General features: G+C 63.6%; 21 protein-coding genes. 6 read left to right on the top strand and 15 right to left on the bottom strand.

Translation table 11 applies throughout. The features are described 5' to 3' along the window. From ACYG9R_RS21230 to ACYG9R_RS21215, 4 genes are all read left to right on the top strand, one after another. Positions 1-1,005, top strand: coding sequence for a xanthine dehydrogenase family protein molybdopterin-binding subunit (locus ACYG9R_RS21230; protein ID WP_023696212.1), 1,005 nt, complete (start codon positions 1-3; stop codon positions 1,003-1,005). After that, on the top strand, positions 1,005-1,889 hold the full coding sequence (locus ACYG9R_RS21225; RefSeq protein ID WP_023823202.1) for an AAA family ATPase: 885 nt from the start codon (positions 1,005-1,007) through the stop codon (positions 1,887-1,889). Before ACYG9R_RS21230 ends, ACYG9R_RS21225 begins: the two co-directional genes overlap by 1 nt. Before the next feature lie 235 nt (positions 1,890-2,124). After that, positions 2,125-3,261, top strand: a complete 1,137-nt coding sequence (locus tag ACYG9R_RS21220; protein WP_023823203.1) for a vWA domain-containing protein — start codon at positions 2,125-2,127, stop codon at positions 3,259-3,261. After that, positions 3,261-4,148: an amidohydrolase family protein gene (locus tag ACYG9R_RS21215; protein WP_023705629.1), complete on the top strand. Its 888-nt coding sequence runs from the start codon at positions 3,261-3,263 to the stop codon at positions 4,146-4,148. Before ACYG9R_RS21220 ends, ACYG9R_RS21215 begins: the two co-directional genes overlap by 1 nt. Positions 4,149-4,193: 45 nt before the next feature. Here ACYG9R_RS21215 and ACYG9R_RS21210 read toward each other — a convergent pair whose 3' ends face one another. The 7 genes from ACYG9R_RS21210 to ACYG9R_RS21180 all read right to left on the bottom strand — a co-directional run bounded on the left by ACYG9R_RS21210 (position 4,194) and on the right by ACYG9R_RS21180 (position 13,370). Further along, positions 4,194-4,601 (bottom strand): carboxymuconolactone decarboxylase family protein, encoded by a 408-nt coding sequence (locus tag ACYG9R_RS21210; protein WP_023823204.1) that lies wholly within the window; start codon positions 4,599-4,601, stop codon positions 4,194-4,196. A gap of 248 nt (positions 4,602-4,849) precedes the next feature. After that, complete coding sequence (locus tag ACYG9R_RS21205; protein WP_023714820.1) at positions 4,850-6,346, bottom strand: sugar ABC transporter ATP-binding protein; 1,497 nt, start codon at positions 6,344-6,346, stop codon at positions 4,850-4,852. Further along, complete coding sequence (locus ACYG9R_RS21200; protein ID WP_023823205.1) at positions 6,346-7,395, bottom strand: SMP-30/gluconolactonase/LRE family protein; 1,050 nt, start codon at positions 7,393-7,395, stop codon at positions 6,346-6,348. The genes ACYG9R_RS21205 and ACYG9R_RS21200 overlap by 1 nt, the downstream gene beginning before the upstream one ends. Next, positions 7,392-9,515, bottom strand: a complete 2,124-nt coding sequence (locus tag ACYG9R_RS21195; RefSeq protein ID WP_023823206.1) for an ABC transporter permease — start codon at positions 9,513-9,515, stop codon at positions 7,392-7,394. The genes ACYG9R_RS21200 and ACYG9R_RS21195 overlap by 4 nt, the downstream gene beginning before the upstream one ends. A 78-nt stretch (positions 9,516-9,593) precedes the next feature. Then, positions 9,594-10,619: a sugar ABC transporter substrate-binding protein gene (locus ACYG9R_RS21190; protein ID WP_023668177.1), complete on the bottom strand. Its 1,026-nt coding sequence runs from the start codon at positions 10,617-10,619 to the stop codon at positions 9,594-9,596. Between the two features lie 59 nt (positions 10,620-10,678). Beyond that, positions 10,679-11,665 carry an ABC transporter permease gene (locus ACYG9R_RS21185; RefSeq protein WP_023668176.1) on the bottom strand — a complete coding sequence of 329 codons (987 nt, stop codon included), beginning with the start codon at positions 11,663-11,665 and terminating at the stop codon, positions 10,679-10,681. Positions 11,666-11,936: 271 nt separating this feature from the next. Continuing rightward, on the bottom strand, positions 11,937-13,370 hold the full coding sequence (locus ACYG9R_RS21180; RefSeq protein WP_023823207.1) for a DHA2 family efflux MFS transporter permease subunit: 1,434 nt from the start codon (positions 13,368-13,370) through the stop codon (positions 11,937-11,939). A 110-nt stretch (positions 13,371-13,480) separates the two neighbouring features. On the opposite strand from ACYG9R_RS21180, the gene ACYG9R_RS21175 reads away from it, so the two are divergent. Next, positions 13,481-14,482 (top strand): ornithine cyclodeaminase family protein, encoded by a 1,002-nt coding sequence (locus tag ACYG9R_RS21175; RefSeq protein ID WP_023696222.1) that lies wholly within the window; start codon positions 13,481-13,483, stop codon positions 14,480-14,482. After that, positions 14,479-15,987 (top strand): HAL/PAL/TAL family ammonia-lyase, encoded by a 1,509-nt coding sequence (locus ACYG9R_RS21170; protein WP_023823208.1) that lies wholly within the window; start codon positions 14,479-14,481, stop codon positions 15,985-15,987. The genes ACYG9R_RS21175 and ACYG9R_RS21170 overlap by 4 nt, the downstream gene beginning before the upstream one ends. On the opposite strand, the gene ACYG9R_RS21165 is transcribed toward ACYG9R_RS21170, so the two are convergent. The 8 genes from ACYG9R_RS21165 to ACYG9R_RS21130 all read right to left on the bottom strand — a co-directional run bounded on the left by ACYG9R_RS21165 (position 15,988) and on the right by ACYG9R_RS21130 (position 24,002). Continuing rightward, the gene (locus tag ACYG9R_RS21165; RefSeq protein WP_023682254.1) at positions 15,988-16,791 is read right to left on the bottom strand and encodes a 3-methyl-2-oxobutanoate hydroxymethyltransferase; all 804 of its coding nucleotides are present in this window, start codon (positions 16,789-16,791) and stop codon (positions 15,988-15,990) included. It lies immediately after the preceding gene. A gap of 86 nt (positions 16,792-16,877) precedes the next feature. Next, positions 16,878-17,972, bottom strand: coding sequence for a fatty acid desaturase family protein (locus ACYG9R_RS21160; protein WP_023736018.1), 1,095 nt, complete (start codon positions 17,970-17,972; stop codon positions 16,878-16,880). 16 nt (positions 17,973-17,988) lie between these two features. Continuing rightward, positions 17,989-18,903: a sugar phosphate isomerase/epimerase family protein gene (locus ACYG9R_RS21155; protein WP_023705643.1), complete on the bottom strand. Its 915-nt coding sequence runs from the start codon at positions 18,901-18,903 to the stop codon at positions 17,989-17,991. A gap of 54 nt (positions 18,904-18,957) precedes the next feature. Beyond that, positions 18,958-20,046 (bottom strand): Gfo/Idh/MocA family protein, encoded by a 1,089-nt coding sequence (locus ACYG9R_RS21150; RefSeq protein ID WP_023712102.1) that lies wholly within the window; start codon positions 20,044-20,046, stop codon positions 18,958-18,960. A gap of 103 nt (positions 20,047-20,149) precedes the next feature. Further along, positions 20,150-21,217: an ABC transporter ATP-binding protein gene (locus ACYG9R_RS21145; RefSeq protein WP_023712103.1), complete on the bottom strand. Its 1,068-nt coding sequence runs from the start codon at positions 21,215-21,217 to the stop codon at positions 20,150-20,152. Beyond that, positions 21,217-22,005: an ABC transporter permease gene (locus ACYG9R_RS21140; protein ID WP_031199749.1), complete on the bottom strand. Its 789-nt coding sequence runs from the start codon at positions 22,003-22,005 to the stop codon at positions 21,217-21,219. Before ACYG9R_RS21140 ends, ACYG9R_RS21145 begins: the two co-directional genes overlap by 1 nt. After that, positions 22,005-22,874, bottom strand: coding sequence for an ABC transporter permease (locus ACYG9R_RS21135; protein WP_023690767.1), 870 nt, complete (start codon positions 22,872-22,874; stop codon positions 22,005-22,007). Before ACYG9R_RS21135 ends, ACYG9R_RS21140 begins: the two co-directional genes overlap by 1 nt. 66 nt (positions 22,875-22,940) lie before the next feature. After that, entirely contained in the window at positions 22,941-24,002 is a 1,062-nt protein-coding gene (locus ACYG9R_RS21130) for an ABC transporter substrate-binding protein (protein ID WP_023733149.1), read from the bottom strand. Positions 24,003-24,026 lie beyond the last annotated feature (24 nt).

The raw sequence follows: 24,026 nt of genomic DNA, 5'->3' as shown, positions 1-24,026 counted from the left end.
ATGGCGCTAAGGCGCGGACGCGGCGTCGCCGCGATCAACTATCCGACGGGCATGAACCTTGGCGGCGACCCGACGCAGGCGCTGGTGCATTCGACGCCGACCGGCAATTTCATGGTGACGCTTTCCAGCGTCGATCTCGGTCAGGGCTTGAAGCAGATCATGGCGCAGATCTGCGCCGAGACCATCGGCGTGCCGACGGACCGGGTTACCATCGACACCGCCGACACCGACACCGGTCCGCACTGCATGGGCACCTTCGCCTCGCGCGGCACCCACCGCGCCGGCAACGCCGTCATCCAGGCGGCCAAGGAAGCGCGCCAGGTGATGCTGGAAGTGGCGGCGGAAGAGCTGGAGGTGAACGCCTCCGATCTCGAAACTGATGGCGAGGGCAACATTCTGGTCAAGGGCGCGCCGCAAAAGTCGATCTCGATCTTCGATGTCGCGCTGTCGGCTCATTTCAAGCGTGGCCGCTCGATCTCAGGCCGCGGCATGTTCCTGATCCCGCGCTCCTATCCGGAGAAAGAGACCGGCGCGATGAAGCCGTCGACCTGCTACGCCCATGCCTGCACGGTGGCCGAGGTCGAGGTCGATGACGAGACAGGCGAGGTTACGGTGCTGACCGTCAAGAACGTCTTCGAGATCGGCCGCGCGCTGAACCCGAAAATGGTCGAGCAGCAACTGGTCGGCGGTTCCTGGATGGGCATCAGCCACGCGCTCTACGAAACGACCGAGCCCTATTATCCCAACCGCGACCATGGCGGCACCGACTTCAACCAGTATCTGATGCCGGGACCGGGCGATCTCGCCCAAACCGAGATCATCGTGCTGGAGCGGCCGTCGGCGGATGGTCCTTACGGTGCCAAAGGGCCAGGCGAAATGTGCGCGAACCCGCAGATCCCCGCGGTTGCCAATGCCGTCTTCGACGCCGTCGGCGTGCGCATCGACACGCTGCCGATCACACCGGAGCGCATATTGCGCGCGCTGAAGGCGCAAGCGGCGAACTGATGACGCCAGAGGTGAACGCAGAGACTGTCGCGACCTCGCCGGAGGCGGTGGCGTCCCATCTCGCCGCGTCGCGTTATCTCGCCGACGACAGCCTCGCAACCGCGATCTTCCTGGCGATACGGCTGGGCAAACCGCTGCTGCTCGAAGGCGCGCCGGGCGTCGGCAAGACCGAAGCTGCGAAGGCGATCGCGCAACTGCTTGGCCGCGATCTGGTGCGGCTGCAATGCTATGAAGGCATCGACGCAGCACACGCGCTCTACGAATGGAACTACCAGCGCCAGCTGCTCGCCATCCGCCATGCCGGCGAGCATGAGATCGACATCTATGACGACCGCTTCCTGATCGCGCGGCCATTGCTGCAGGTGCTGCGGGCGCCGGAGCAGCGCGTGCTGCTGGTCGACGAGATCGACCGCTCCGACCACGAATTCGAAGCGCTACTTCTGGAATTCCTCTCCGACTTCCAGATCAGCATTCCCGAACGCGGCACCATCCGCGCCGAGGCACAGCCGATCGTCATCCTAACGTCGAACCGCACCCGCGAACTCGCCGAAGCGCTCCGGCGCCGCTGCGTCTATCACTGGATCGGCTATCCCGACGCCGAGCGCGAAGCCGCCATCATCATGCTGCGCGCCGGCGATGTCGCCGAGACCACCGCCCGCGCCGTGGCGGCCGCTGTGCAGGAGATCCGCGTCCGCCCGCTGGCCAAGCCGCCCGGCATCTCCGAGGCCGTAGAATGGGCCAACGCCGCCACCATACTGGAGAAAGGCGGCAGCCCATGGCCGCAAGCCTTCCGCCGAGCCATCGGTGTGCTTATCAAGGACGAGGAGGATTTGTCCGCGATCGCGCCGGAGCTTGGCCAGATTGTCGAGGAGGCGCTGGGGTGACGTGTGAGGTCAACAGCTCGTTCATAGCGAGGTGGCCTCACCTGGGCACTTCGCAACGCTGGCGGGACAGCGCCCCCCTCTGTCCTGCCGGACATCTCCCCCACAAGGGGGGAGATCAGCCGTCATCCTGGCTTTCGCCAATCTCCAGCGGCGCAGAAAGAACCGAAGCGCCAAAGCTGCTGATCTCCCCCCTTGTGGGGGAGATGTCCCGCAGGACAGAGGGGGGCGCGAAGGAATGATGCGTCAGGGAACCCTTCCTCTCGCCTCCGCGCCCTTCCTCCACTTCGCCCGGCTGCTGCGCCGCCACGCCTTTGCCGTCGCCCCCGAGCAGGTCTCCAGCTTCATGCAGGCGGTCACCCTGCTCGGTCCCCGCTCGATGGCCGACATCCGCGAGGCGGCGCTCGCAACGCTTGCCCCCCCGCCCGATCGCCGCGGCGAATTCGAGGCGCATTTTCGCAATCACTTCCATGGCGATGGCCAACCCTCGATCGAAGGCGAGGAAGACGAGGAAACCCGCATCAAAGACGATCACGGCACGCGCCAGGAGGAGAAACAGACCACGCGCCAGGAGAAAGGCGGCGATCTGTCGTCGGGCCTGGAGCAACTGAGCACGCGCGATTTTCAGCGTGACGATGACAGGCTGACCGCCTTTCGCCGCAAGCTCGCTTCAGCCCTCCCCGCGCGCCGCTCATTCCGCACCGTGCGCACCCATTCGCGTGGCAAGCTCGATCTGCGCCGCTCGCTCAGGGAAATCGTCACCGCCGATGGCGATATCCCCTCGCCGCAGCTCCGCCGCCGCCAGACGGTGCCGCGCAAACTGCTGATCCTGATCGACGTCTCCGGCTCGATGAAGCTGCATACATCGGATTATCTCAAATTGGCTCACGCCGCCGTACAAGGTGCTGACCGTGCCGAAATCTTCACCTTCGGCACGCAGCTCACCCGAATCACGTCCGCACTGCGTATCCGCGATCGCGACCAGGCTCTCGCCCGAGCGGCGGCACTCGTAGACGACTGGGACGGCGGCACGCGCATGGGACCGACCCTGCTCGCCTTCCTCTCGGTGCCCCGTTTCTCAGCCTTCGCCCGCGGCGCTGCTGTGATCATCCTGTCGGACGCGCTGGAGCGCGGCGACCATGCCGATCTCGAGACCGCGATACGCCGCCTGAGCGCCCGCGCCTTTCGCCTGTCGCTGGCCACACCTTTGGCCGGCGATCCGCGCTTCCAGCCGGCAACGGCGGCGTTGCGCGCCATCTTGCCCGATCTCGACGATCTCATCGACGGCTCGTCGCTCGGGAGCCTCACCGATTTCGTCCTGTCGCTCGCCCGCCCCGCCCCGGCGGCGTCGGCAATCTGGAAAAGGGTATCGTGATGCAGAAAGCCATCGACGCGCATTTCCACATCTGGCGCCAGCAGGACCAGCCATGGCTGGTCGGGCCGATGGTGCCGCGCATTTTCGGCCCCTACGAACCGATCCGCCGCGACTATCCGATCGAGGAATTTCTCGCCGATCAGCAAGGCGCAGGTGTCGAGAAGGCCGTCTATGTCCAGACCAACTGGGCCAAGGAGGATTTCGAAAAAGAAGTCGCCTTCCTGCAGAAGACTGCCGACCAGACCGGCTGGCCGCACGCTATCGTCGGCTATACCGATATGACTGTCGACGATGTCCGGCCCCAGATCGATCGATTGAAAAAGTACCCGCTGCTGCGCGGCGTGCGCATGCAGCTGCATTGGCACGAGACGCCGGCCTTCCGCTTCGCTGCCTCGGCCGATCAGGTCATCGACCCCAGGGTGCGGGCCAATGTCGCGCGGCTTAAAGACTATGGCCTGTCCTTCGACCTGCAGCTTTTCCCCGCCCAGATGAAGAACGGGCTGACGCTCGTCGGCGAGAACCCCGACACCAATTTCATCCTCACCCATGCCGGCATGCTGACCGGCATGGAGCCGGAAACCACCGAGGCCTGGAAAGCCGGCCTGAGTACTCTATCAACAGCGCCGAACTTCTACGCCAAGCTGTCGGGCCTCGGCACCTTCGCCCACCGCAACGATCCGGCGTTGATTGCCTACATCGTCGACAATGCGATCGACATTCTGGGCGCTGACCACCTGATGTTCGGCTCCAACTTCCCGATAGAGAAGCTCTGGACCAGCCACGCCGAACTGATCAAGGCGCATCGTGCAGCCGTGGCGAAGCACGGTCCGGTGGCGGAAGCGGATATCTTTTGGAATACGGCAGAGAAGGTTTACAGACCGGCATAGCGCACGCTTTCCATTCTCCCACAGGGGAGAAGCGAAAGCCGCCCCTCACTTCACTTCAAACTCAGGATCGACCGGAATCTGCATCGCAGTCACCAGATGGTTGGTCTGCCCGGCCAGCCCGATGATCGACACCATCTCGCCATGCTGCGCATCGGTCATGCCTTTGGCGCGGGCAGCTGCCGTATGCGAGTGGACGCAGTAGGAGCAGCCATTGGCGGTCGACACCGCGATATAGATCATTTCCTTGGTCAGCGGGTCGATGGCGCTCTCCGTGGCCATCACCACCTTCACCTGTTCCCATGTCCGTTTCAGCAAGGCCGGATCGTTGGCGAGCCCACGCCAGAAATTGTTGACGAAATCCGATTTGCGCGTCGCGCGGATGTCATCGAACACAGCCTTCGCAACCGGGATTTTTTCGACCTCAGCATCGCTGAGGAGTTTTGTGGCGGCCATGGCGTTTCCTTTCGTTGAATCGGTGGATCAGGTGGTTGAATCAGGTCTCGAGCAAGGGCGGCTAACCGGCTATTCCGATTCAGTTTTTGATGCTGACAGAACCATGGCGATTGGCCGAAGCATCTCAGCTTCGTCATTCACGGGCGAAGCAGGCGCGAAGCGCCGTCGCGGAGACCCGAGGATGACGAAGGCGCTGAGGCCTTCGCCAATTGGCGACCTATGCGCACCCTCAAACACCGACCAGAAACCTAATGAACCGCCGCATACATGATCTTCTCCTCCGTCGCCTCGGCGGGCGAAAACTCCTCGACCATGCGGCCCTGCCGGCACACCAGAATCCGGTCCGACAGGTTCATGATTTCCGGCAGGTAGGACGAGATAACGACGACGGCCAATCCCTCGTCGGCCAGCCGGTTGATGATCTGGTGGATCTCGGCGATGGCGCCGACATCGACGCCGCGCGTCGGCTCGTCGAAGATCACGATACGCGGCTGCTGCACCAGCCCCTTGCCGATCACCACCTTTTGCTGGTTGCCGCCGGAAAGCTCGACCACGCGGGCATTGTCGTTGATCGCCTTGATGTTCAGCGTCTTCGTCCATTCAGCGGAAAGCGTGCGCATCTCCTGCTGGTTGATCACCCAGGCCTTTTCGCGGCCCGCCGCCAGCAGCCCGCCGAACAGGTTCTCGGCGATGCCCATCGTCTCGAAAATGCCCTCGCTCTTGCGGTCCTCGGTAACATAGACAATGCCGTCGGCGACCGCCTCACTGGGCACGAGATAGCGCACCGGCCTGTCGTCGAGTTCAATCGCGCCACCGCGCAAAAAATCGCGCTTGTAGATGCCGGAGACGATCTTGAAGGTCTCGGTGCGGCCGGAGCCGATCAGCCCGAACACGCCGGTGATCTGTCCCTCGAAGATCGAGAAGGAGGTGTTGCGCACGACATTGCTCATCGAAATGTCCTGCACCGACAGCACCTTCTTGCCGGCCTTGCGCAGCCTGGCCTCGTCGCGCTGGCGATAGATCTGTCCCGACAGTGTACGCCCGACCATGGCGGCGACGATCTTGTCGCGATCGAAGGCCGATGTGTCGTCGGTTATGACCAGCTCGCCATCGCGCAGGATTGTGATGCGGTCGGCGATCATCAGCGCCTCTTCCAATGCATGGCTGATGAAGACGATCGAGACGCCGTTCGCCTTCAGCCGCCGGATCAGCGCGAAGAAGTGCCGCTTCTCCTCCGGCGTCAGCGTCGCCGTCGGCTCGTCGAAGATGATGATCTCGGCATTGTGGTGAACGGCGCGCGCGATCTCGACCATCTGACGCTTGGCCGCGCCCAGCGTCGCCACCATGGCGTTGGGGTCGACCGGAAAGTTCAGCGACTGCAAAAACTGCTGCGCCGAAATGTAGGTGCCGCGCAGCCGGTTGAGGAATTTTTCGGTGCCGAGATAGAGGTTTTGCGCCACCGTCATCGATGGCACCAGGCTGGTCTCCTGGAACACCATGGCGATGCCGGCCTCGAGCGCCGCATGCGGCGACGCATAAGCGATCTCGCGGCCTTTGTGGAACATCTTGCCTGAGGTGGCGTCGACGACGCCGGCGATGATCTTGGTCAGCGTGGATTTGCCGGCGCCGTTCTCGCCGAGCAGCGCGTGGATTTCGCCCTTGCGCAGTTCGAAGCTGACTTGTCTGACCGCGGGCACGCCGCGATAGTTCTTGGTGACATTTTCCAGGCGCACGATCGGTTCCATCAGAGACCTCCTGCGTCGATGGCCAGCACGCAATCGCCGCCCCTGGAGGCGATGAACAGGCGGCCGTCCGTTTCCGCCACGCTGCAGATGCCATGGCGCGTGCCGTCGGCGCGGCTGTGCAGGCTGAATTGCGGCTGCATGTTCTGATCGAGCCTGACCACCAGCCCATAGGAGCGGCTCGGCGACCAGGGCTTGTGGATGCCCATGGTGCGGATGCCGCCGCATTGCAGCGGTTCGAGGAAGCTGCGATTGGAGGCCAAAGCCGGCGCGATCCAGTAGGCCGGCGCCACCTGGTCTAGCATGTCGCGCCGATAGTGGGTTTCCTGGAGAACGAATTCGATCAGCCGGTTGCGTGGCGCGAACAGAGCCAGCCACGCGCCGCCATCGCCGGCCGGCGCGAGGCGCGCGGGATAGCCGGGCAGATGCGTCAGCATGGTCGAGCGGCTACCGGTCGCACCATCGAAGCGAACGAGCTGATGGCGCCAGCTTTCGCTGACCAGCACATCCCGCCCAATGGGATGCAGTCCATAGGGAAAGGCGATATCGCCGGCCACTTTGCGGAACTCGGCGGCGGCCGCGTCCCGCCTCCAAAGCGAACCGGACGCGCCCTTCTTCATCAGGTCGGCGGCCCATTGCGACGGCGTGTGCTCAGCCGAGCCATTGGCCAGCCACAACGTGCCGTCGTCTGCATAGGCAAGCGCGGTGATGCAGCTGACGCCGGCCGGCTGCGAAACCTCCTTGCCGGCAACCAGCAGCTTGCCGCTTTCCAACCCCACCGTCAGTTCGCCCGACAGTGATAGAGCCAGCGCCGTGATGGGGGAAAGAAAGGTCCCGACAACCTTCGGCTCCACCCCTGCGGCAAGCGAATATACCGCATTGCCGCTGGAAACGAGCAGCCGGCCATCGGCAACCAGAAGATTGTCGGGCTCCGTCAAATCGGCGAACACTGGCGCCTCGTCCAGCCGCGTGTTGGGACGGAAGGCACCGTCGAGCGGTGGGATGGTCACCGCCTTGCCACGAAACAGGTCGAGCACAGGATCGAGGATCATGGCTTCGCTCGCCAATAAGAAGCGGAACTGGTCCAGTTCGGGTCGGCGCCCGCAATCTTGTAGCGGCCGATGCGGTTGTTAAGGATGCCGCCGACGAACAGGAAACCCTTGTGCTCGCGCATCGAGGTGACCATCGGATGCGCGCCGCCGGTGAGGTCGCCCATCGCCTCGATAATGCCGCCCTTGTCGTTGAATTTCACCACGCCGCCGGTGTTGATGTTGGGGAACAGCCACTCGTCCTGCGGCAGCCGGCGCGTCATGCGCTTGCGCATATCGGGATGGCGCAGCGACAGGTCGAAGCTCGGCGTGCGCATGCCGAGCCATGCCATCCAGTAATTGCCGTCGGAGGCGCGGTTGATGTTGTCGGGATAGCCCGGCATGTCGCGGATGACGCATTCGGCGGCGCCCGCCTTCGGCCCTTCCAGCCAGTAGCGATGCACGCGGCAGGCCCAGCTCTCAGCGAAGAACAGCGACTTGCCGTCATGCGCCATGCACACACCGTTGGTGTAGCGGTAGCCGTCGAGCAGTGTCTTCGTCGAACCGTCCTTCGGGTCATAGACCAGCAGCCGGCCGGTGGCGCGGTTCTCGATCGAGTCCAGTGCCCAATCGTGGGCGTCATAGCGCTTGGTGGAGTCAGTGAAATAGATGCGCCCGTCCGGCGCGATGTCGCAATCATTGGGGTCGCGCAGCCGCGCATCGTCTACGATCGAGGTCCAGGAGCGCGACGTCTCGGCCGACAAGCGCCTCACTTCCCGATCCGGTGAGACGGAATAGAGCCCCATGGCGCCGACGCAGCTGATCAGATTGCCCGATTTGTCGAAGGCCAAGCCTAGCGGAAAACCACCGATATGGGCAAACACCTCCGACTTAACGTAATCCGGTGCGAAAAAGCGGACGATCTCGCCATGGCGCGTGCCGCAATAGAGATGGTCGTCGCGGTCGAGGATGACGTCTTCCGGCCCTTCCAACTCGCCGAGCCCGATATGGTCGGCCGCCGACAGCCGGTTGTCGAGCGCGTAGGGCGTGCCTGAGCCCGGCACCGCAGACTGTGTCTCGCCCATCTTGAGATAGACCGGCGCGACATAGACTTCGTTGAGCACCTTATGGCGGTTCTTCAGCCAGCGGATGTCGATCGTCACCGCCACCGCCAGCATGATGCCCAGCACCATCTGGTTGGTGCCGGTGCCATAGCCCAGCCGGATCAGCCCGTTGGTCATGGTCAGCACGATGATGGCGCCCATCAGCCCCTTGATGACCGAGCCGCGGCCACCACCCAGGCTGACGCCGCCGACCACCGCCGCCGTCAGCGCCATGATCTCAAGGTTGAGGCCGGTGCCCGGCCCTGCCCCACTCAGGCGGCAAGCGATCAGGAAGCCGCCGATCGAGGCGCAGAAGCCGGAAAAGACATAGGTCATGAACACGGTGCGACGCACGCGAATGCCGGCATTGTGCGCCGAGCGCCTGGATCCGCCGACCGCCAGCACATGCCAGCCCGGCCGTGAGCGCGTCAGCGCGATATGGGTGACGATGGCAAGAATGATCGCCAGCCACACCGAGACCGAAAGCCCCCAGAAGGTGCTGTCGCCGATGAAGTCGAGCACATCGGATGTCGCCTGGGAAAGCTGCACGTCTGCGGCATAGGTGGTGACGAGAATATCGAACAGCGCCCGGCCAAAAATGAAGGTGACCAGCGTAGTCAGAAAGGCGCGCAGCCTGAGATAGCCGACGAGGTAGCCGTTGACGGCGCCGAAGATGAGCCCGGTGGCAAGCGATGCCGCCAGCGCCAGCCAGATAGACTGTTCGAGGATGAAGAAGACATAGACGGCGGAGAAGCAGGACAGCGCGAAGATCGAACCGACGGACAGATCGATGCCGCCGCCCAGCATCACCACCGTCATGCCGGTGACCACCATCGAGAACTCGCCGAGCTGGCGGGTCGATTCCTGCAGCGAGGTCAGCTTGAAGAAGCCGGGAATGATCGAGCCGAACACGCTGAGCGTCGCCACCAGCGCCAGGAACGGAATGGCGTTGTCGGTCCAGCGTTTTGTCAGGATCTCGCCGACCAGATGGTCGGGCACGAGATTGTAGCGCCAGGACTGGAGGCGTTCGCGAAAGGACATCGGCGGCTGCTATTCCATGAGGGAACGAGGTGACCGGATTGTCCAGTCACCTCGTTTATTTCAGTCGAAAAGCGCGGCTTACTTCGCCGCCGCTTCGGCCTGCAGCGCCTTCAGGTCCCAGCAGCTGTCGGGCTTGAGGTCGGCCTTGGTCGTAGCCTTCTCCAGCGTGTAGATGTAGGTGTGCGACGTGCCGGCCGGCTGGCCGCTCTGCAGCAGGAACTTGATGATAGCGTTCATGTCGCCGGACTGGCGGGCAAGGTCTGTCATGACAACGGCGCCATAGGTGCCGTCCTGCAGCTTGTCGCAATCGGCCGCCTTTTCACCGCCGCCGGTGGTGACCAAAAACACCTTGCCGTCGAGCTTAGCGTCGCGGATGGCGGCGGATGCGCCGGTGGCGTCGCCATCCCAGAAGTCGATGATAGAGCAGATGTCCGGGTTCTGCTGCAGCATTGTCGTCGTCACGTTGCGCGACGTCGTCGGATCCCAGTTGGAGTCGGGCTTGGCCACGACTTTGAAGTCGGGGTGCTTCTCCAGCACCTTCATGATGCCGGCATACTGGTAGAGACTGGACGAGTTGGCCTGATCACCCTGCACAAGGCCGATCTTCTTCGACGAATTCTCGCCGCAGCCCTTGATCGCCGCTTCGGCCTCGAGTTGGCCGAGCCGGTCCCAGTCACTGCCGACAAAGGCGTCGGCCGGGAAGTTGGCGGGATTGTCGACCAGTATGACGTAGGTTCCGGCAGCCTGCGCCTTCTTCATCAGCTTGGAATAGGAGTTGAGATCCGGCGCATGGATGATCAGCACGTCCGGCCTTGTGTCGGACGAGATCGCGTCGGTGATCGCCTGTGCGCCGGCATCGACGACCCAGTTCGGATCGCGTGTTTCGAAGGTGCCGCCCCAGGCCTCGACTTCCGTCTTCAGATAGTGCGACCAGCCCTGCGCAAGGTCGAAGCCCATCGCCAGCGGCACCAGCATGACGCGCTTGCCCTTGAGCGCCTGCGCGTATGCGGCCGGGCCCGGATCGTCGGCGGCGAAGGTCGGCGCGACGAAGGCGGTAGCGGCAAGCGCCGTGGCGGCCGCCATCAGTGTTCTGATCAGTTTCATGTCACATCCTCTGTTTTTCACTTATTGCCGGCCGGTCCGCATGACCCGTCGGGTACCCCTTAGATGTCGCCCTGCTGCGCGGTCTGTTCGTCGCGCGGATTGATGATGCCGTCGACGATGATGGCTCCGAGCAGGATCGCCGCCTTGATCAGGTTTTGATAGAGCAGCGGAATGTCGATGATGGTCATCGCGTTCGACAGGATGCCGATAAGTGCAGCGCCCACCAGCACATTGCGCACTCCGCCCCGCCCGCCGGACAGGCCGATGCCGCCGATCACCGCCACCAGCACGATGTCATAGAGCAGCGTCGAGTTGACGACGCGGGTGTTGATCGAGTGCAGGCTCGACGCCGTCAGCAGGCCGGCGATCAGCGCGACGAAGGCCGAAACCACATAACGCAGCACCAGCATTGGCCGCACCGGAATGCCGATGTTGCGCGCGGCGACCGGATTGTCGCCGGCGAAATAGATGTAGCGGCCCCATTTGGTGTAGCGCAGGAACAGGAAGAACAGGAAGGCGAGCCCGGCGAAGACGAACACTTCGATCGGAATGTCGAGGAAACGCAGGCCGCCGAGCAACTCCACCCAATGGCCCTGAGGCACCGGCACCGCATCCTGTGTGATCAGTTGCGAGCGGACATAGCCGAAGACGAAGGAGCCGGTCGCCAGCGTCACGAAGATCGCCGGCACGTCGGCATAAGCGACGAGAAAACCGTTGAGCAGGCCGATGGCGAGCACGCCTGCCAGCACATAGGCGAAGGCGAGCCCATCAGGCGTTCCGGCGTTGAGCAATTGTAGATACCAGGCGACCGACATCGCCATGATCGCCACCGCCGACAGGTCGATGCCCCTGCCGATTATGACGACCGCCATGCCGAGCGCCAAAATGCCCAGCACCGACACCGAGCGGACGATGGCAACGAGATTGTTGGCAGCGATGAAACCAGGCAGCCCAATGGCAGCGGCGACGAACAGCACCACGGCGATGGCAAAGACAATGCCTTCCTGATTCAGGCTCCTGACATTTGGCCAGCCAATCGTGTTCATGTCTGCATTCGCCCCGATGGCAGCTCTGCCACCCCTTCCGAGAAAGCTAATCGGCTCGGCGCCGCTTCGTCAAATGAATCCGCGCTCGGAACACCCGTTGGCAGTGATAATCTTCCAGTGGACGCACCGATTGCTAGAACTGGCGCAATCCTAGGAAAAGGCTGCGCTTTTGGCATTCCGTTGCGCCATTGCGTGTATGCGCGAAGGTGCCGTTCTGAGGCGAAAGCACAAGGCGCAATTAATTGCCGCCTGAGCGGCGAAAATCGCGAATTCAGGTCCTGGTCATGTGGCCTGAAACTTCGGCGCCTGCACCGGGCGGCAGCACGAGGAACCGCAACGCCGCCGCCAGCCCGATGGCGCCGATGACCAGGAAGGCGATGCGAAAATCGACGAGGTCGAGCGCCGGCCGGTGCCTGACGATCTGCGACAGGTTCAGAATGGCAGCCGCCACCGCTACGCCGAACAGCATCGACATCTGCTGCAGCATGGACGACAAAGTTGCCGCCGAGCTGCGCTGCGCCGCATCGATATCGGCGAAGGCCAGTGTATTCAGCGCCGTGAACTGCATCGAGCGCGTCAGGCCGGCGATCAGCATCAGCGCTACCACCAGCGCCTGCGGCGTCTCCGGCGAGATCGCCGCGCAGGCCATGATCGAGGCCGAGGCGATCAGGCCGTTGACGACCATGACCGTGCGAAAACCAAAGCGCCGCAGCGTCGGCGTCGTCACCGTCTTCATGCCGAGATTGCCGAGGAAATAGGCCAGGATCATCAAGCCGGCATCGACCGGCGAAAGGCCAAAGCCGACCTGAAACAGCAGCGGCAAAAGGAACGGCGTGGCGTTGATCGCCACGCGAAAAATGGTGCCGGCGGCAAGCGTCGAGATGGCGAAGGTCTGCACCCTGAACGCGCTGAGATCGAGCAGCGGATGCGGCGCGCGCCGGAGATGCCGCACCGCCAGCCAGCCGATGACGATGCCGGCGGCAACCAGCAGCACGGCGGGCAAGGCGCCGTCTTCCGGATGTGCGATGCGCTCAAGGCCGTAGAGCAGCAGCGCGAGCCCCAGCGACGTGAGGAAAAACCCCGGCCAATCCAGCGGCTTGGGATCGGCCGCGCGGTCGCCCGGAATGAAGCGCGCGACCAGCGCCAGCCCGACCAGCCCAAGCGGGATGTTGATGAAGAAATTCCAGTGCCAGGAGAGATAGGTTGTGATGAAGCCGCCAAGCACCGGCCCGACCACGGGCGCAAACAACGCCGGCCAGGTGATCAGCGCCGTGGCGTTGAGCAGCTCCGATTTCGACGCATTGCGCAGCACCAGAATGCGCCCGACCGGCGTCATCAGCGCGCTGCCAAGGCCTTGCACGACACGGGCCGCGACGAACTGGGTAAGGCTCTGCGAGAAGCCGCAGGCCAGCGAGGCCAGCGTGAACAGTACGATCGCCAGCAGGAAGATGTTGCGCGCGCCGAAGCGGTCGGCAAGCCAGCCCGACAGCGGCACGAACACTGCCATGGTCAGCATATAGGCGGTGATGCCGATGCTCATCGCCACCGCCGGCACGCCGAAGGATTGTCCCATCTGCGGCAGCGAGGTCGAGATGATCGTCGAATCCAGCAGCTGCATGAAAAAGGCGATGGCAACGATCAACGCCACGCGCCGCGCATTGCTGGCGGCTACGGCGGAGGCCTCGGTGTCGGGAACGGCAGTCATGGCGAACCATCGTTGAACAGCATATGGCTGGCCCCGTCCAGAGCTTATCCAACAAACTTCCGTGTCGGCTCGCAGCCTGTTATGGATGGGCGGGCGGCCAAGGACATTGCATGAAGCCTATCTATATCGACTACCTCAATGCCCTAGATATCGAAGCCCTGGAGATGACCGACGGCGAAATCATTGCCGCTGTCGAAGCCGGGCTTATCGCGCAAGGCAATGGCCAGACGGTGATCGAGCCGCGCGTCCATCTTGAACCCGACCCTTCCTTCCATGGCCATTTCAACGTTCTGCGCGGCTACGTTGCGCCGCTCGACACGGCGGGCGTGAAAATCGTCGGCGACTATGTCGACAATTATCTGCACGGGCTCCCTTCAGAATTTGGCATTCTAAACCTGTTCGATCCGCGCACCGGCACGCCGCGCGCCATTCTCGACGCCACCGTCATCACCGACATGCGCACCGGCGCTGTCACCGCCATCGGCGCCAAACATCTGGCGCGCAAGAACTCCAAGGTGCTGGCCCATATCGGCGCGCGCGGCACCGCCTACTGGAATGTGCGCCTGCTCGACCATCTCTTCGACTTCGACGAGATCCGCGTCCATTCGCGCCGCCCGGAAAGCCGCGACGGCTTCGCCGCCAAACTCTCGGCCGATCTCGGCAAGAAAGTCACCGCGGTTGCCGACTGGGAAAGCTGCATCAAGGGCGCCGACATCGTCGTCGAAGCCTCACGGCTGCCGGAGCCGCAGCCGCTGCTCAAGACCGAATGGATCAAGCCTGGTGCACTGGTCGTGCCGTATGGTACGATGAGCGCGGTGGAGCTGTCGCTGACCGACATCATGCAGAAAATGGTCGTCGACGATTGGGGCCAGTGCAAGGGCGGCAAGTTCGGCTCGCTGCGCGCTCATGTCGAAACCGGAAGGCTGAGCGAGACCACGCTGCACGCCGAGCTCGGCCAGATCGCCGCCGGCCTCAAGCCGGGCCGGCAAAGCGACGACGAGACGATCCTGTTCTGGCATCGCGGCCTGTCGCTGTCCGACATTGCGCTGGGCAAGGCGATGCTGGCCAAGGCTGCTGATAAAGGCATCGGCCAGAGGCTGCGCTTCGCATGAGCGCGCTCGTCCTCACCGGCGCCGGCGTCAGCGTCGAGGATGTCGCGGCGGTCGCCCGCGGCGGCCGCAAGGTCGAGGTTGAACCGACTGTCATCGAGAGGCTCGACAAAGCGCGAAAAGTGCTCGACCAGGTCGCCGCGTCCGGCCAGCAGATTTACGGCCTCAACACCGGGCTGGGCGCCAATCTCGGCACGTCGGTCGAGGGCGATGCCAGCGCCTTCCAGCGCCAGTTGCTGGAAGGGCGAAGCGGCGCTGTCGGCGAACCGTTGCCCCAAGAGGCGGTGCGGGCGACCATGCTTGCGCGCGCAGCGATGCTGGCAGTCGGCGGCTCCGGCATTTCGCCGGTGGCTTTCACCGCCCTTGTCGATGCGCTCAATGCCGGCGTGCATCCGGTAATGCCGCAGTTGGGCTCGATCGGCGCCGGCGATCTCGTGCTGATGGCGGCGCTCGCCCGTCTGCTGACCGGCGACGGCGAAGCTGACTATCAGGGTCGGCGCATGCCGGCGGCCAAGGCGTTGATGATGGCGCGGTTGGCTCCGATCAGCCTGGCGCCGAAAGACGGCCTGTCGCTGATCAACGCCTCGGCGGTATCAGCCGGCACTGGCGCGTTGGTACTGGCCGACGCGCTGTCGGCCTTTGCGCAACAGCAGCAGGCGGGAGCGCTGACCATGGAAGGGTTTGGCGCCAACCGCACCATCCTCGATCCGCGCCTGCATCTGGCGCGGCCGGCAGCCTGCCAGCAACTCGCGGCCAAGGGCCTGCGCGACCTGCTTGCCCGCGACGAGGAGCCGACGCCGACCACCTTGCAGGACCCGCTGTCGATCCGCTGCATGCCGTCGATCCATGGCGCGCTGATCCAGGCGATCGACCAGGCGCGGCTGGCGCTGGAGATCGAACTCAATGCCGCCGCCGACAATCCGCTGGTGCTGGGCGATGACGGGCTGGTTCTGTCGACCGGCAATTTCCACACCGCATCGCTGGCACTGGCCTTCGAGACGCTCGGCCTGGGGATCGCGCAATGTGCCGCGGCAAGCGTTGCCCGCTTGATCCAGCTCGCCGGCTCCGGCCGCAACGGCCTGCCGAAATATTTGTCGCCGGTCGGCGGCGCCTCGGCCGGTTTCGTGCCGCTGCAAAAGACGGCAACGGCAATCCTGGCCGGCATCCGCCACAAGGCCAATCCGGTGATGCTGGATTTCCTTCCCGTGTCCGAAGGCGTCGAGGACCATGCGACGCAGACCCCTCTGGCGGTGTCGAAATGCGCCGAAATGATCGCGCTATGGCGCCGGCTGATCGCCTTCGAACTGATGGCCGCCGCGCAAGCCGTCGATCTGCGCGATAGCCTCAAGCTGGCGCCCGGCACCGCAGCGATCCATGCTGCGGTGCGCGCGCATGTGGCGATGTTGAGGGAGGACCGGCCGCTGGGAACGGATGCCGAGGTACTCCATGCCATGCTCGCCGACGGAACATGGCAAGGTGCAGCGATGATCGGCAAGGAGGCCGAGTAGTCAGCCCTTTGCGTCCACCCGTTTCATGAACAGGCTGAGCTCGGCCGGATCCATGCGCACGACATGCCTGTCTTCCGGATAGGCGCCGCTATCGACGTCGGCAACGTACTCGGAAAACGCCGCGACGCGTTCCGCCTGCAGACGATCGTACTCGGCGGCGAAGTTGCGGTAGACCTTGGAATGGCGCGGCATGTGGCCCCGGTTCTGGCCAAGAATATCGTCGGCAAACAGATATTGCGCGTCGCAGCCGGTGCCCGCACCCATCGACAGCATGATCAGCGAGGTCCGTTCCGAGATCGCCTTCGCCACCTCGATCGGCACCACTTCGATCTCGGCGCCGAGAGCTCCAACGGCCTCATACTGCTTGACCGCCTCAAAAATCTGCATGGCGGTGTCGGCGGTCTTGCCGACGGCCTTGAAGCCGCCGGTCCAGGTGGCGCGGGACGGAATGAGGCCGACATGGCCGATGACGGGGATCGCGTCGTCGGCGAGCCGCTTCACGGTGGCGAAACCGGCGCTGCAATAAACGGCGTCGGCGCCGGCCTTGTAGAGCCGGAACGCCCAGCGCAGGAAATCGTCCGCCGTGCCGATCTCATAAAAATTCTCGCCCGGCATGGTGAACAGGCTGGGCGCCGCATCGCGATACTCAGGGTTGAGCACCAGCTCGGGCGGCACCGAGACGATATCGACCCCTGCCCGCTCGGCAGCCTCGGCCTCGTCCATGGTCAGGACGCGCAGCATGGTCAGCTGGCGCTTGCCCTTCATGGCGCGCAGATCAGCGACGGTCGGTCTCTTTCGGCTCATCGGGATGTCCCTGTTGGCTGGTTGCTTTTCCCGGTCACCTTACCGGCCCCATAACAGGCCGGATAGAAGGCGGGGTGGTTTATTCGCTACTCGGCCGCCGCCGACATATCGAGCTCGTGAAATTCACCGCGATAGGGCCGCGCCGTCGGCGGCAATTCGCGCTTGAGGAAATAATCCTCGTACCGCAGCTGCTTCAGCAGCACCGGCCAGACCTCGCGATAGGCATGCCACATGGACGGGTTCGCCGCCGGCAGGTCGTGCTTGACCAGCTCGTGCAGCCTCGGCAGCGCATGGTAGGGCACCATCGGAAACATGTGATGCTCGACGTGGTAATTCATGTTCCAGTAGATGAAGCGGCTGACCGGGTTCATGTAGACGGTGCGCGTGTTCAGCCGGTGGTCGACGACATTGTCGGCCAACCCGATATGCTGGAGCAGGCCGGTCAGAACCATGTGCCAGCTGCCATAAAAACGCGGCAGGCCGATCAGCACCAGCGGCAGCCATGAACCCAGCGCGATCGCGAGGGCGATCGTCGCAACGTACACGGCGACATGCCAGCGCGCCGCCGTGATGGCCTTGCCCTGTTCGGTCTCAGGAATGTAGCTCTTTTCGTCGTCCGACAGCTTGCCCAACGCCTGGCGCGCCAGGATCGGCAGCGAATAACGGAAATCGAGAATGCCGGTGAAGGCAAGCGCCGCCTTGACCAGATTTGGCGGCCGCATTACCGCGATCTCGGCGTCACGGCCGACGATGATCGTGTCGGTGTGATGCCGCGCATGGCTCCAGCGCCATTGCACCGGATTGCGCACCACCATGAAGCTGGCGATTTCGTAGATCGCATCGTTCATCCAGCGTGTGCGGAAGGCGGTGCCATGGCCGCATTCGTGCCAGCGCGAGTCGCTCGACGATCCATAGAGCACGCCATAGACGAGCAGGAACGGCACCACCCACCACGTGCCCCAGAACCACACGATGCCGGCGGCCGAGCCCAGGATGGCTGCGATCCAGATCACTGTATCGCGGATCGCCGGCCCGTCGGAGCGCTGCATCATTTCCTTCATTGCCTTGCGCGGCACGTCGGTGTGATACCACTCGGCCGAGGCCAGCCCGGTCTCGATCGCCCGGCGGGTGCTTTCGCCGACCAGGCCGTAATCGCGCTTTGTCTTGGCCGCCGTCGCCATCACCGTCTCGCCTACCTCAAAGCCCGTTGGCGCGGAACTTCCCGTCGAGAAATGTTTTCGCCCGCGGCACGTCGTCCTCGGTCAGATGCTCGATGATAACAGGGATGTTCGGGTGCTTCTCACTGAGCCGCTGCAGATAGAGATCGTAATTCAGCGATCCCAGCCCGGGCGCCGGCAGCTCGATCTCGCCGACGCCGCGGAAGGTCAGCCCCTCATGCGCGTCCGCGTCGCCGATATCGGCATGCTTCTCGGTCTTGTCGCTGCCTGAGCGCTTGACGTCCTTGGCGTGCGCGATGCGGATCTTGTCGGCCAGCGTGTCGAACACCTGGTTCAGCACCTGGTCCATGCGGTCGATATTGTGCGCCTCGAAATAATTGGTCGGATCCATCAGCAGGCCGAGGCCCGGATGGTCGACCTGCGCGAACATTTTGACCGTCTCCTCGACCGAACCGACGACATTGTTGACATAGGTTTCGAGCAGGAACACCGCGCCATGGTCGTAAGCCGTCTGGGCAAGATCCGAGATCACCTTGCGGCATTCCTCGAAGCCTTCCTCGGTCTTGTTTTTGGGATGATGCACCCAGTCGGATTCGGTGTTGTAGGTGCCGGTCTCCGAGATCACGTAGGGCGAGCCGAAGTCGCGCGCATTGCGGATGATTTCCTTGAGATAGCCGACGCGCTTCTCGCGCTCGGATTTGTCGGGATGGATGATGTTGGTGTAGCCCGAGATGCAGCAGACCGGCAGATTGTGGTCGCGAAACGTGTCGCGCACTGTCCTCGCCTTGTCCCCGGTGATCTGCCCGGCCGTGAGATCGACATCCCTGAAATGCATGTCGAGCTGCACTGTGTTGAAGCCGAGTGCACGGATGCGGCGGGCGGCCTCCGCGAGCTCATAGGGGAAATAGCCGGTGAAGATACCTGCCTGCATCATGATGTGAACTCCTCCCGGTAAGCGATTCAGCCGCCACACTATTCGGCGGCATGTTCAGTCGATCGATATCTCGGACAGTTTGACGGTGCGGCCTTGCGCCATCGAGCGGTAGCCCGCCTCGACCAGTGCCATTGTCTTGACGTTATCGGCGACGGAGAGCGCCGGCGGCGCGCCTGTCTTCACCGCATGCTGCAATTGCTCCATCACGCCGATGAAGGCATGCGGGAACCACATCGTGTCCCAGCTCGGGCTGACCCATTCGCCGCCGGTCGTCTTGGTCGACGCATAGGTCAGCGTCGAGGCCACGCCTTTCGGCCAGCCGATCGTGCCTTTGGCGACACCCTTGGTGCCGTCGACGCGCCAGTTGATGTGCTGGTCGTCCTCATAGCCCTCCTGGCGCGGTCCGGACCAGACATCCTCCAGCGACACGGCGAGCACGCCGGAGGGAAAGCGCAGCGTCGAGACGGTGATGCCGTCTGAATGGTCGAATGTCGTGCGCGGATCCTTGCGCGTCAGCGTGGTGATTTCCGAGGGATCGCCGAACAGGAAGCGCAGCACGTCCAGATGATGCACGCTCATATTGGCGAGCGTCAGCCGGTCGTAGTCCTGAAGGAAAGTCTGCCAGTGCGGGATCGCATGCATGTCGATCTGCGCAAAGACGATGTCGCCCAGCGCGCCGCTGTCGATGATCTGCTTCAGGACGCGCATCGACTGGTCGTAGCGCATGTTCTGGTTGACCGAGAGGATCTTGCCTGACTTGGCTGCCTCGTCGCGCAGCTTCACGGCTTCATCGACCGACAGCGCCAGTGGCTTCTGCGCCAGGATCGCCTTGATGTGAGGCTGCTTCAGCGCATGGCGGATCAGCGCCGGCTGCTGGTCGGGCGGAAAGGCAAGGTCGACGATCTCGACCTCAGAATCCTCGATCAGCTGTTCCGGTGTGTCGTGGACGGTCGCAATGCTCCAGCGCTTCGCCACCTTCTCGGCGCTGGTCTTGGTGCGCGAGGCGATGGCGACGACTGGGAAACCGGCCTGCGCATAGGCGGCAAGATGGCATTCGGCCATGATCATGCCGGCGCCGATGCAACCGATCCGGTATTCGCTGGTGCGAACCCTCACATCCGGCTCGAAACCCTGGCCTGCCATCCATTCCTCCCTTGGACGACAGGATATAACGCCATGGCCGGCCCATCAGCCAAGGTCCGCTCCATCAATTCCCATCAGAACCATGCCGGGGTGACGGTGCGAACTAGTTTGCGGCAATCAGCACGGTGCTTTCCGGCGACCAGCTGAGCATTACATTCTGGCCCTCGGCCAGCCGGTCACTGCCGGTATTCTGGACGATGACTTTCAACGTCTGGCCGGCACGCTCGACGAAATAGGTGCTGTTGTTGCCGGCGAAAATGCGCTTGGAGATCTGGCCCTTCAGAGCGTTGGCATTGGCCGCATCCGCAACCCCGGCATCGGTCGCGATGCGAATGCGTTCGGGACGCACGGCGCAGCTGGCCTTCGTACCGGCGGCAAGCCGATCACCCACCCCGGCGGCGATCGCCGTGCCGTCAGGCAGCCGGATGCCGTTGCCGGTCGCATCGCCGCGAAAAATGTTTGCGTCGCCAAGGAAGGTGGCGGCGAATTCGCTCTTCGGCCGGTCGTAGATTTCCTCCGGCGGCCCTTCCTGCACGAGCCTGCCGTCCCGCAATATGCCGATGCGGTCGCTCATCGTCAGCGCCTCTTCCTGGTCGTGGGTGACGAAGATGGTGGTGATGCCGATCTCGCGCTGGATGCGCTTCAGCTCGATCTGCATGTCGACGCGCAGCGCCTTGTCGAGCGCGCCGAGCGGCTCGTCGAGCAACAGCACGCGCGGCTTGGTGACGATGGCGCGCGCCAGCGCCACACGCTGGCGTTGGCCGCCGGAGAGCTGGTGCGGCCGGCGCTCGCCGAGCTTGCCGAGCTGAACCAGATCGAGCGCGCGCTGCACTTCGGTGGCGATCGTCGCTTTCGTTTCGCCGCGCACCGACAGGCCGAAGGCGACATTATCGGCGACGCTCATATTGGGAAACAGCGCATAGTTCTGGAACACCATGCCGATGCGCCGCTTTTCGACCGGCACCCGTTCGACGCTCTCGCCGCCAATGGCGATGCGGCCGGAGTCGGGAAAGTCGAAGCCGGCGATTTGCCTGAGCAGCGTGGTCTTGCCGCTGCCCGAGGGGCCAAGCAGCCCATAGAAACCGCCATCGGCGAAATCGATGGAGACGTGGTCCAGCGCCTTGTGCGCGCCAAAACTGCGGGAGACGTTCGATACCTGCACGCCGGCCATTATTTCTCTCCGCCGAATTTGAAGAAGCGCGCCGTGAACAGCATCAGCGCCATCGACACGACAATGATGATGGTCGAGACCGCGTTGATCTCGGGCGTGAACCCCTTGCGGATCGCGGCGTAGATTTCGACCGGCAGCGTCGTCTGCCCCGGCGTCGCCAGGAAGTAGGAGACGACAAACTGGTCGAACGACACGGCAAATGCGAACAAGCCGCCGGCAATGACGCCGGGCATGATCCACGGCAGCGTCACACGCGCGGTCACCTGCCACTGGTTGGCGCCGAGCGAGCGCGCCGCCTCTTCCAGCTCCGGTGCAAAAGTCTGCAGCCGGGCCGAGACGACGACGATGACATAGGGCAGCGCCAGCGCCACATGGCCGAGCAGGATGGCTAACAGGCCGCGGCCAATGCCGACGCCGAAGAAGAAGATCAGCATCGCCGTGCCGGTGATCAGCCACGGAATGGCGATCGGCGGAAACAGCAGCGCCTGCAGCACTTTCTTGCCGCGGAAGTCGTAGCGGAAGAGCGCCAGCGAAGCGGCCGAGCCAAGCACCACTGAGATGAGCGTGGTGATGACCGCGATCTCGAGGCTGTTCCAGGTCGCCGCGATCAGCTGGTCGTTCTGCCAGAGCGAGGCATACCATTCCGCCGTCCATTCGAACGGCAATTGGTAGAAGGGCGAGACGTTGAACGACATCAGCGCCATGATGATGATCGGCAGATAGAGGAAGGCGAGCAGCAGGAAGATGTAGAAGCGGCCTAGTCCTTCGAGGATGCGGGTCGTCATCATCAAGCAGCCCTCCGCAGCACCGGCGAGGCAACCGCCAAGATCACCAGCACCACCGCCAGCAGGATGAAGGAAAGCGCCGCCCCCAGCGGCCAGTTGAAGACGGCGACGAACTGGTCCTCGATCACCGTGCCGTAGAACGTGCCGGTGCGGCCGCCGAGGATGCGCGGCTCCATGAACGAGCCGACGACCGGCACGAAGATCAGTGCCGCACCTGCCACTAGGCCGGGCATCGACAGCGGGATGATCACCCGCTTCAGCACCTGCAGCCGCGAGGCGCCGAGCGAACGTCCGGCCTCGATCAGCGAGTCGTCGATGGCCTGCAAAGTGAGGTAACAGGTCAGCACCATATAGGGCACGTAGGAGTGCACCAGGCCGATGATGACTGCGGGGTAGGAATACATCAGATCGATGTTGATCTTGAACGGCAGCACGGCGTTGAGCGCCGTGTCGAGGATGCCGCCCTCGCGCAGCACCATCGCCCAGGAGAAGATGCGCACCAGCCCGTTCGACCAGAACGGCAAGATGACCAGCAGGAAGATCGCCTCGCGGCTGCGCCCCTTCAGCACCTTGGCCAGCACATAGGCCGCGGGATAGCCGATGACGACGCACCAGAGCGTCACCTCAAGGCCGAGCCGAAGCGAAGCCAGCAGCAGCGTCAGGTACAGGCTCTGCGAGAAGAAGGCGGCGTAATTGCCAAGGGTGAACGCCCACGGCTTTCCCGACAGCGGCAGGTCGGTCATGAAGGAGAAGAATACCATGGCCGAGAGCGGCAGGAAGATCGCCACCGTCAGCCAGAGATAGGCCGGCGCCAGCAGCGGCAGGGCCGATCTCAGCCCGCTGCGCGACGCGACCGCACCCTGTACTGCCATGATACCCTCCTCCCCAGGATTGAAGGGCCAGCCGGCGCCAACCGCCGGCTGGTCCGGACGTGAGCGTTACTTCACGTCGACTTTGAGCTGCTGCCACAGCGCCAGATAGGCCTCGCGCTGCGCGTCGGTGATCGGCGCCTGGAACTGGATGCGCTTGGCCACCTCGGGATCGCCCATCACCTTGCGGTTGAAGGAGTCTTCAGGCAGCGCTTCCACCGCCTTGGTGTTGGCCGACACCGGAGCGCCGACCTTGGTGACCCATTCGACATAGAATTTCGGATCGATCATCCAGTTGATGAAGGCCTGCGCACCTTCGACATTCTTCGAGCCCACCGGGATCGAGAACGCGTCGAGCCAGGCGACGGCGCCTTCCTGCGGAACGACCAGCGAGACCGGCAGCTTGAAGTGGGTCTTGGCGCGATCGGCCGAGCCGCTCCAATAGGTGCCGATGTCGATCTGGTTGGAGGCGACCATCTGGTTCCAGTCGTTCTCCGAGCTCCAGAAGGTCTTGATCTGCGGCATCAGCGAGGTCAGCTTGGTCTTGACCGCGTCCATATCCTTGATGTCGTTGATGTTCTGGCCGGTGGCGATGGCGCCGAACTGCACCGCTTCGACAGCGTCGTCGCGAATGACGACCCGGCCCTTATGCGCTGGGTCCCACATTTCGGCGATCGAGGTCGGTGGCTTGTCGAAGGACTTTTCGTTGATAGCCAGCGCCGTCAGGCCCCACACCCACGGCACGCCATAGACCTTGCCGTCATGGTCGAGCATCGGCGATTGCGCCTTGTCCTTGCTGATGTCGGCATAGTTCGGCAGCTTGGAGGTATCGATCGGCTGGATCAGCTTTTCCGCCATCGCCTGATCGTTGAAGGCGGCGTTGATCATGACCACGTCATAGAGGCCCGGATTGGTGCGGATCTTGGTCAGCATTTCCTGTTCGGAATTGAAGAAGTCGTTGACGACCTTGTTGCCGGTCGCCTTTTCGAAGGCTTCGATCGCCCACGGCTCGTCGGCGCCGTAGCCCTTCCAGTTGAGCACATGCACTTCGGCGGCACTGGCGGCCAGCGTGAGCGCGGAGGTGATGACGGCGGTCGCCGTCAGCAGGGCAGTCAGTCTTGGCATGCGCATGTTCGTTCCTCTCTTGTTTGCCCG

It is taken from the genome of Mesorhizobium sp. RSR565B (assembly GCF_054719465.1).
This window is presented reverse-complemented; position numbering and strand designations above follow the sequence as displayed.

What these genes read in the sequence shown, in the direction of transcription:
- ACYG9R_RS21230 (WP_023696212.1), top strand. Translation starts at nt 1, where the DNA reads ATGGCGCTAAGGCGCGGACGCGGCGTCGCCGCGATCAACTATCCGACG.
- ACYG9R_RS21225 (WP_023823202.1), top strand. Translation starts at nt 1,005, where the DNA reads ATGACGCCAGAGGTGAACGCAGAGACTGTCGCGACCTCGCCGGAGGCG.
- ACYG9R_RS21220 (WP_023823203.1), top strand. Translation starts at nt 2,125, where the DNA reads ATGATGCGTCAGGGAACCCTTCCTCTCGCCTCCGCGCCCTTCCTCCAC.
- ACYG9R_RS21215 (WP_023705629.1), top strand. Translation starts at nt 3,261, where the DNA reads ATGCAGAAAGCCATCGACGCGCATTTCCACATCTGGCGCCAGCAGGAC.
- ACYG9R_RS21210 (WP_023823204.1), bottom strand. Translation starts at nt 4,601, where the DNA reads ATGGCCGCCACAAAACTCCTCAGCGATGCTGAGGTCGAAAAAATCCCG.
- ACYG9R_RS21205 (WP_023714820.1), bottom strand. Translation starts at nt 6,346, where the DNA reads ATGGAACCGATCGTGCGCCTGGAAAATGTCACCAAGAACTATCGCGGC.
- ACYG9R_RS21200 (WP_023823205.1), bottom strand. Translation starts at nt 7,395, where the DNA reads ATGATCCTCGATCCTGTGCTCGACCTGTTTCGTGGCAAGGCGGTGACC.
- ACYG9R_RS21195 (WP_023823206.1), bottom strand. Translation starts at nt 9,515, where the DNA reads ATGTCCTTTCGCGAACGCCTCCAGTCCTGGCGCTACAATCTCGTGCCC.
- ACYG9R_RS21190 (WP_023668177.1), bottom strand. Translation starts at nt 10,619, where the DNA reads ATGAAACTGATCAGAACACTGATGGCGGCCGCCACGGCGCTTGCCGCT.
- ACYG9R_RS21185 (WP_023668176.1), bottom strand. Translation starts at nt 11,665, where the DNA reads ATGAACACGATTGGCTGGCCAAATGTCAGGAGCCTGAATCAGGAAGGC.
- ACYG9R_RS21180 (WP_023823207.1), bottom strand. Translation starts at nt 13,370, where the DNA reads ATGACTGCCGTTCCCGACACCGAGGCCTCCGCCGTAGCCGCCAGCAAT.
- ACYG9R_RS21175 (WP_023696222.1), top strand. Translation starts at nt 13,481, where the DNA reads ATGAAGCCTATCTATATCGACTACCTCAATGCCCTAGATATCGAAGCC.
- ACYG9R_RS21170 (WP_023823208.1), top strand. Translation starts at nt 14,479, where the DNA reads ATGAGCGCGCTCGTCCTCACCGGCGCCGGCGTCAGCGTCGAGGATGTC.
- ACYG9R_RS21165 (WP_023682254.1), bottom strand. Translation starts at nt 16,791, where the DNA reads ATGAGCCGAAAGAGACCGACCGTCGCTGATCTGCGCGCCATGAAGGGC.
- ACYG9R_RS21160 (WP_023736018.1), bottom strand. Translation starts at nt 17,972, where the DNA reads ATGGCGACGGCGGCCAAGACAAAGCGCGATTACGGCCTGGTCGGCGAA.
- ACYG9R_RS21155 (WP_023705643.1), bottom strand. Translation starts at nt 18,903, where the DNA reads ATGATGCAGGCAGGTATCTTCACCGGCTATTTCCCCTATGAGCTCGCG.
- ACYG9R_RS21150 (WP_023712102.1), bottom strand. Translation starts at nt 20,046, where the DNA reads ATGGCAGGCCAGGGTTTCGAGCCGGATGTGAGGGTTCGCACCAGCGAA.
- ACYG9R_RS21145 (WP_023712103.1), bottom strand. Translation starts at nt 21,217, where the DNA reads ATGGCCGGCGTGCAGGTATCGAACGTCTCCCGCAGTTTTGGCGCGCAC.
- ACYG9R_RS21140 (WP_031199749.1), bottom strand. Translation starts at nt 22,005, where the DNA reads ATGATGACGACCCGCATCCTCGAAGGACTAGGCCGCTTCTACATCTTC.
- ACYG9R_RS21135 (WP_023690767.1), bottom strand. Translation starts at nt 22,874, where the DNA reads ATGGCAGTACAGGGTGCGGTCGCGTCGCGCAGCGGGCTGAGATCGGCC.
- ACYG9R_RS21130 (WP_023733149.1), bottom strand. Translation starts at nt 24,002, where the DNA reads ATGCGCATGCCAAGACTGACTGCCCTGCTGACGGCGACCGCCGTCATC.